Origin of the sequence: Methylobacterium sp. GXS13, assembly GCF_001455965.1 — a bacterium.
Lineage (GTDB): Bacteria > Pseudomonadota > Alphaproteobacteria > Rhizobiales > Beijerinckiaceae > Methylobacterium.
Genome location: NZ_LKKO01000080.1, coordinates 145,770 through 152,913 on the forward strand (window position 1 = coordinate 145,770; position 7,144 = coordinate 152,913).

Sequence of the window (7,144 nt, forward strand, 5' to 3'; positions counted from 1 at the left end):
TCAGCTACGTTCGGCCTTGAGGAGACGAGACAGGCTCGCCTCCATGGCGGCGGCCACCGCGCCGATCGACAGGCGCTCGCGGATTCGCGCGCGCGCGGCGGCGCCGATCCGCGCCGCGTCGCCGCTGGTCACCGTCCGGGCGGCGTCGGTGAGCGCGCGGGCGAGGTCGGCCTCGTCCACCTGCCCCCATTCAGCGCCGCGCAGATACGGCCCGTAGGTCTGGTCCAGGGCGGCGATCTCGGCCTTCACCGGGAAGCCGCAGGTGGCGTCGAGGAAGTCGCGGCTGCCGCCGTAATCGGTGGCGACCACGACCTTGCCCATCTCCATCGCCTCGGCGATCGTCAGGCCGAAGCCTTCCGAGGAATGCGACGAGGCATAGACCGCGCAGAGCTCGAACAGGGCGCCGAGCTCGTTCTGGGACAGCGGCTGGTCGATCACCACCACGTCTCCGGTCTTGCCGACGAGGTCGAGCAGCTTCTTGCCCTCGTCGGGCAGGTCGAACACGTGCTTGGTCTTGAGCACGAGCTGCCAGCCGGATTGCGCCAGCCCCGCCGCCCGGAACGCGCGGATCAGCGCGTGCGGGTTCTTGCGCGCGAGGTAGCTCGACCCGTCGAAGGCGTAGAGGATGACCTTCCTGGCCGGGTCGATGGAAAACGCCTTGCGCAGGTTGGTCTTGGCGGCAGCGCTTGCCGGCTCGCCGGGCTCGTTCTCGACGACGTAGGGCACGACATCGACCGGGATGTCGGTGATCTGACGGAAGATCGCGGCGCAGAACTCGGTGGGCGCCCAGATCGCGTCGAGGCCGTCCACGGTGGGCAGCCAGCCCCCGGGCACGTGCGACGTCTCCCAGACGAACAGCCCGATCTTGAGCCGCGCGCTCGCGGCGATGGCGAGCTGCCGCGCGCTCATCAGCGAATGCCAGCTGTCGCCGTTGAAATGCACCAGGGCGACATCCGGCGCCCCCGAGAAGGTCCGGGCCTGCCAGCCCGGCCCGACCCGGGCATGGACGTGGAACGAGCGCTCCATCGGATGCACGTTCAGGGCGAAGGGCGCCCGGTGCAGCGCCCGCACGTAGCTGCGTGCCGCGACGCCGAGCCCGTTGGCGTAGTTCATCGGCGAGACGTAGGAGACCCGCAGCGGCCGCTCCGGCGCCTGGGGCCTGCGCAGGTCGGCCCAGATCTTGGGGCCGGGATAGGTGAAGGTCTGGTCGAGCCGGTCGAGATCGAAGCCGCGCTCCTCGATCGCCGCGCGCACCGCCGTGCCGCCGATCGCGGCGTGCTCGCCCAACAGCGAGCGCTTCACGAACGGGAAGCCCTGGCCGAGCATGTTCTCCCAGTCGAACAGGGTGCGGTTGTTGCGCGGGTCGTTGACCAGCGTCATGTGCTTGTTCTGGGCCGAGAACAGGCTGCGCATCCCGAGCCCCGCGGCCCGCATCCGCCCGGAGAAGGTCAGCTCGTACTCGGTGATGACGGTGTTCTTGTCCGGCCAGTTCGCCACCGACTGGATGAAGTGGTTGAAGGCGTAGGAGGACAGGCAGCGCTTCTTCAGGGCCAGAAAGAAGCTCTGCAGGTGGTGACTGTAGTAGAAGTTGTCGGCGAGCCCGATCACCGCCTCCGGGTAGGCATCGATCTTCGCCAGCAGCCCGGCGAAGTCGCCGCTGTCGAGGGGCCCGACCAGGCTGTCGTTGGCGAGGTACAGGGTCTCGGAATCGAGCAGGTCGTCGTCCTCCAGGAGGACATGCGCCCAGGCGGCGAAATCGAACCCTTTGTTCTCGCGCAGATAGGCCGAGGCGCAGAGCGTCAGGATCGCCTCCGGCACCGCGGTCTTGTGCTGGTCGGCCGCGACGATCAGCACGATGTCGATGCCGTTCTCGGAAAACGCCCGCAGGTAGGGCTCGACATGGCCGCGGATGCGCCCCTCCGGCGCATGGGTGATGAACAGGGCGGTGCGGCCGCGGCGGCGCGGCTCCCGCTTCAGGCAGGACAGGCGGGCGTCGGCCGCCTCCGGGACCGCGGTGCCGGCGACCCGGCGGGTCTGCTGCCCCGCCTCAAGCCCGGTCGTGACGTAATCGACCAGGGGGTTGAGCCCGAGCGCCGCGACCCGGGGGTAGCGGGCGAGGTACCAGGGCGCGTCGAAGCGTGGGGACGGGCTCGTGCGCCGGCCATTGTCGGACAGGAAATGCGCGAGCGGATTAGCCTCCGTCTCGTCGTCGGCGAGATAGGTCTTGGTGTACCAGCGCGTGTCGAACCAGGGGCCGGGATCGAGTCCCTCCCGGGCGCCGTGCTCCAGGAAATGCACCAGCGGGTTGAGGCTGTCGGCGCGCACCGCCGCCGATTGCGCGGCGTACCAGTCCGGGTCGAACAGGGGATGCGGGGCGTAGCGGCGATAGCCGCCGGCCATCACGTAATGCTCCAGCGGCTCAAGTCCGCTGGTCTCGGCCTCGGGGCAGCGCCCGCGATAGAACTCGGCGTCGAAGATGCCCGAGCGGCGGATCAGGTCGACATGCCGGGACAGCCCGGCGAACTCTTCCGGATTGCGCAGGTAGCCCTGCTTCCGCCCGGTCTCGAAATAGTGACTGAGCGCGATGCCGCCCGCCTCCCGGGCATCCGGGTAGCGCGACCGGTACCAGGCGGATTCGAAGAGCGGCGACGGGTCGGTGTCGGGGCTTTTTAGGAAGTGGAAGAACGCCCGGGCGCGGGCGTCGGCGCCGCCGAGATAGCGCTGCGCGTACCAGTCCGGGTCGAACAGCGGGTTGGGGGCGATGCCGGCATCGGCGCCGCGCTCGACGTAGTGGATCAGCGGGTTCACGCCCTCGGCGCGCAGGCCCGGGACGGCGTCGAGATAGCGGTCGCCGTGGAACAGCGGCGACGGCCAGCGGCCCTCGCGCCCGCCATGGACCGCGTAGTGCACGAGCGGATCGATCCCCTCGCCGACCACGTCGGGATAGCGCCGCGCGTACCAGGCCGGATCGAACAGGCCCGAGGCCTTCACGGCCGCCACCAGATCCGCCTGCCGGGGCTCGTTCGTCCGCCGCCGCTTCAGGCGCCGGGCCAGCGGGCGCGTGAGGGACCGCGCGGGCCCGGCGACGAACACATCTCGAAGGCGCATGGTGTGTACCGGATACGCGGGAGGCCCGCTGTGCTGCCTACGCCGCAATCCGCGAGAGACATCAGGAGGTTCAGCCGGCCGCCCCGGCTCGCGCGCCTTCCTAATGGTCCGGCCGGCCCGCGCCAAGGGCCGTGTCGCGGTGCTGCCGCGCAGCAGTTCCGACCCCTCGGATAATCCCGCCCAAACCGCGTGCGGCGATCCCGACCTTGCCAGCCCGGTGCGAACGGCCCCACATTGACCGGATGACCGACGGGGTTCCACGGGGCCCCGGATAGGAGACGGACAACCGCATGACGCAGGCGATCAGCCCGGCCACCAGCCTCGACGACGGCATCGTGGCGACCGCGGAGACCTGCCTCGCCGCGGTGGGTCAGGCGCGCGACGCGATCCACGGGGTGATCTTCGGGCAGGAGAAGGTCGTCGATCTCGCCCTGGTGACGATCCTGGCGGGCGGCCACGGCCTGCTCGTCGGCCTGCCGGGGCTCGCCAAGACCAAGCTCGTGGAGACGCTGGGCACCGTGCTTGGCCTCGACGCGCGGCGCGTGCAGTTCACCCCGGACCTGATGCCGTCCGACATCCTCGGCACAGAGATCCTGGAGGAGGATGCCGAGCGCCGCCGGGCGTTCCGGTTCGTGCAGGGGCCGGTCTTCACCCAGCTGCTGATGGCCGACGAGATCAACCGGGCGAGCCCGCGGACGCAATCGGCCCTGCTCCAGGCGATGCAGGAGGGCCATGTCTCGGTGGCCGGCGCCCGCCACGACCTGCCGCGACCGTTCCACGTGCTGGCCACCCAGAACCCGATCGAGCAGGAGGGCACCTACCCACTGCCCGAGGCGCAGCTCGACCGCTTCCTGCTGGAGATCGACGTCGGCTATCCCGACCGCGCCGCCGAGCGCCGGATCCTGATCGAGACCACCGGCATCGACGAGGTGCGCCCGCACGCGGTGATGTCCACCGAGCAGCTGCTCACCGCCCAGCGCCTCGTGCGCCGGCTGCCCGTGGGCGAGGCCGTGGTCGAGGCGATCCTCGACCTCGTGCGCGCCGCCCGGCCCGACGGCGGCGACCCGCTGGTCAAGGACAAGCTCCTCTGGGGCCCCGGCCCCCGCGCCAGCCAGGCGCTGACGCCGTTCGCCCGCGCCCGGGCGCTGATCGAGGGCCGGGTCGCGCCCTCCGTGGCCGACGTGAAGGCCCTGGCCGAGCCGGTGCTCAAGCACCGGATGGCGCTGAGCTACACCGCCCGCGCCGACGGCGAGACCATCGAGGGCCTGATCGGCAAGCTCGCCGAGAAGCTTTAGCCTTGGTCGGGACACACGCCCTCGGCTCCGAACGGCGCACCCCCGGCAGGCGCGAGAGCGCGGGCGCGACCGCCCTGTCCGACACGATGCCCCGCCTCGTCCTTGAGGCGCGACGGGTTTCGAGCCTGCTGGCCCACGGCCTCCATGGCCGTCGCCGGGCCGGGCCGGGCGAGAGCTTCTGGCAGTTCCGCCCCTTCGTCACCGGCGAGGCCGCCGCGCGGGTCGATTGGCGCCGCTCCGCCCGGGACGACCGGCTCTACGTGCGCGAACGGGAATGGGAGGCGGCCCACAACATCTGGCTCTGGATCGACCGCTCCGCCTCGATGGGTTTTGCCTCCGACCTCGCGGCGGCCTCCAAGGTCGAGCGAGCCCTGATCCTCGGCCTGGCCCTCGCCGACGCCTTCGTGGAGGGCGGCGAGCGGGTCGGGCTCCTCGGCCTGACCCGGGCCACCGCCTCGCGGGGCATCGTCGAGCGGATGATCCAGGCGCTGATCGCGGACAAGTCCGGCCTGGAGCAGGACTTGCCGCCCCGGGCGACCCCAGCGCGCTTCGACGAGGTGGTGCTGATCGGCGACTTCCTCACCACACCCGACCGGATCGCGACCGCGGTGCAGGGCCTCGCCGGGCGGGGCAGCCGCGGCCATCTGCTGATGGTGGTCGATCCGATCGAAGAGACGTTTCCCTTCACCGGCCAGGCCGTGCTGCACGACCTCGAAGGCGGGCTCAGCCTCGCTATCGGCGACGCCGGCGCCTGGGGCGACCGCTACCGCGCCCGCATCGCCGAGCACCGCGCCGCCCTCCAGGCGATCGTCCGCCAACAGGGCTGGACGCTCACGATCCACCGCACCGACCGCCCGGCGAGCGAGGCAGCCCTGCGGCTCGCCACGCTGATCGCCGCGCGCGGCCCGGAGTGAGGCCGCCATGCTCGGTCTGACCTTCGCGGCGCCCCTGGCGCTTGCCGCCCTCATCGGCCTGCCGGCCCTGTGGTTCCTACTGCGCGTGACGCCGCCGCGCCCGCGCCGGATCGAATTCCCGCCGCTCAAGCTCGTCGCCGACCTGATCCCGCAGCGGCAGACGCCCGCGCGCACCCCGCCCTGGCTGCTGCTCCTACGCCTGCTGATCGCCGCCGCGCTGATCCTGGCGGTGGCCGGCCCGGTCTGGAATCCCGGCGCCGCTGGGGCGGGCGGCGGACGCAGCGCGCTCCTCGTGCTGCTCGACAACGGCTTCGCCGCCGCGCACGACTGGCGCGACCGGCTGCGTGTCGCCACCGACGCGGTCGAGGGCGCGGCTCGGGACGGACGGCCGGTGGCGGTGATCGGCCTGGCCGAGCCGGCTGCAGCCTTCGAGGCCAGGACCCCGGCCGCCGCCCTGGAACGCCTGCGCGCCCTGGCGCCGCGCCCGATCCTGCCGACCCGCGACGCGCATCTGGCCAGCATCGGCGCGTTCCTGGAGAAGAACCGGAGCGCCGGCCTCGTCTGGATCAGCGACGGCGTCGCCGGCGCCAGCGACGAGCGCATCGCCAAGGGCCTGGCCGACCTCGTCGGCAACAGCGGCGCCGCCCTGACGGTGCTGCGGGCGGAAAAACCGCCGGTCCTGGCGCTCACCGCCTCCGAGACCGGCGGCACCCTCACGGCCCGGGCCCTGCGGGCGGCCCCGAACGGGCGCGACACCGGCGTGATCCGGGCCCTCGATCAGAAGGGCCTGCCGCTGGCCGAGCGTGACATCGCCTTCGCGGCCAACGCCACCGAGGCGACGGCGACGTTCGAGATGCCCGTGGAGCTGCGCAACAGCATCAGCCGCCTGGAGATCGCCGGGGAGCGCTCGGCCGGGGCCGTCGTGCTGCAGGACGAACGCGGCAAGCGCCGCCGGGTCGGGCTCGTCTTCGGCGGCACCCTCGACCAGGCCCAGCCCCTGCTGGCGCCGACCTATTACCTCGCCCGGGCGCTCCAGCCCTTCGCCGACGTTCAGGAGGCGCGCGGCGCCAAGGGGACGGCGGAGTCGATCAACCAGCTCCTCGACAACCAGGTCTCGGTGCTGGTGCTCGCCGATGTCGGGGCGCTGGACGAGCGGACCACCGCCCGGGTCGAGAGCTTCGTGAAGGCCGGCGGCATGCTGCTGCGCTTCGCCGGCCCCGGCCTCGCCGCCGGCAACGACCCGCTGGTGCCGGTCCGCCTGCGCCGGGGCAACCGGACGCTAGGCGGCACCCTGTCCTGGGACAGCCCCAAGACCCTGGCGCCATTCCCACCCGAAAGCCCCTTCGCGGGGCTGACGCCGCCGGCCGATATCGGCGTGCGCCGCCAGATCCTGGCCGAGCCGGACGGCGACCTGCCGAACCGGACCTGGGCCTCCTTGCAGGACGGCACGCCGATCGTCACCGCGCAGAAGCGGGGCCAGGGCACGCTGGTGCTGTTCCACGTCACCGCCGACACGACCTGGTCGAACCTGCCGCTCTCGGGGCTGTTCATCGACATGCTCCGGCGCGTCGTGGGTCTCGCCGGCACCTCGGCGCCCCCGGCGGGCGAGGCGAGCCGCGCCTCCGCGGTGGTGCTCGCCCCCCGGGCGACGCTGGACGGGTTCGGGGCGCTCGGCTCGCCCCCCGCCTCCGCCACCGCGGGGGCGGCCGACTATGCTGACCGGGGGAGCGCCGAGCCCCCGCCCGGTTTCTACGGACCGGCCGATGGCGGCCTCAGCGTCAACGCTCTGGAGCCCGACGCCCGCCCGCAGCCCCTCGACACCGCGGC

Annotated in this window: 4 protein-coding genes; 3 read left to right on the forward strand and 1 reads right to left on the reverse strand. The window is 72.5% G+C overall.

Annotated elements, in window-relative coordinates:
* Positions 1-3,108, reverse strand: a complete 3,108-nt coding sequence (locus AO398_RS24735; RefSeq protein WP_058194807.1) for a rhamnan synthesis F family protein — start codon at positions 3,106-3,108, stop codon at positions 1-3.
* 290 nt (positions 3,109-3,398) lie between these two features.
* On the opposite strand from AO398_RS24735, the gene AO398_RS24740 reads away from it, so the two are divergent.
* From AO398_RS24740 to AO398_RS24750, 3 genes are all read left to right on the forward strand, one after another.
* Complete coding sequence (locus AO398_RS24740; RefSeq protein ID WP_058194808.1) at positions 3,399-4,403, forward strand: MoxR family ATPase; 1,005 nt, start codon at positions 3,399-3,401, stop codon at positions 4,401-4,403.
* Between the two features lie 2 nt (positions 4,404-4,405).
* Positions 4,406-5,317, forward strand: a complete 912-nt coding sequence (locus tag AO398_RS24745; RefSeq protein WP_058194809.1) for a DUF58 domain-containing protein — start codon at positions 4,406-4,408, stop codon at positions 5,315-5,317.
* A 7-nt stretch (positions 5,318-5,324) separates the two neighbouring features.
* Positions 5,325-7,144 (forward strand): BatA domain-containing protein (locus AO398_RS24750; RefSeq protein ID WP_201025827.1); only part of this gene is annotated, 1,820 nt, incomplete at its 3' end.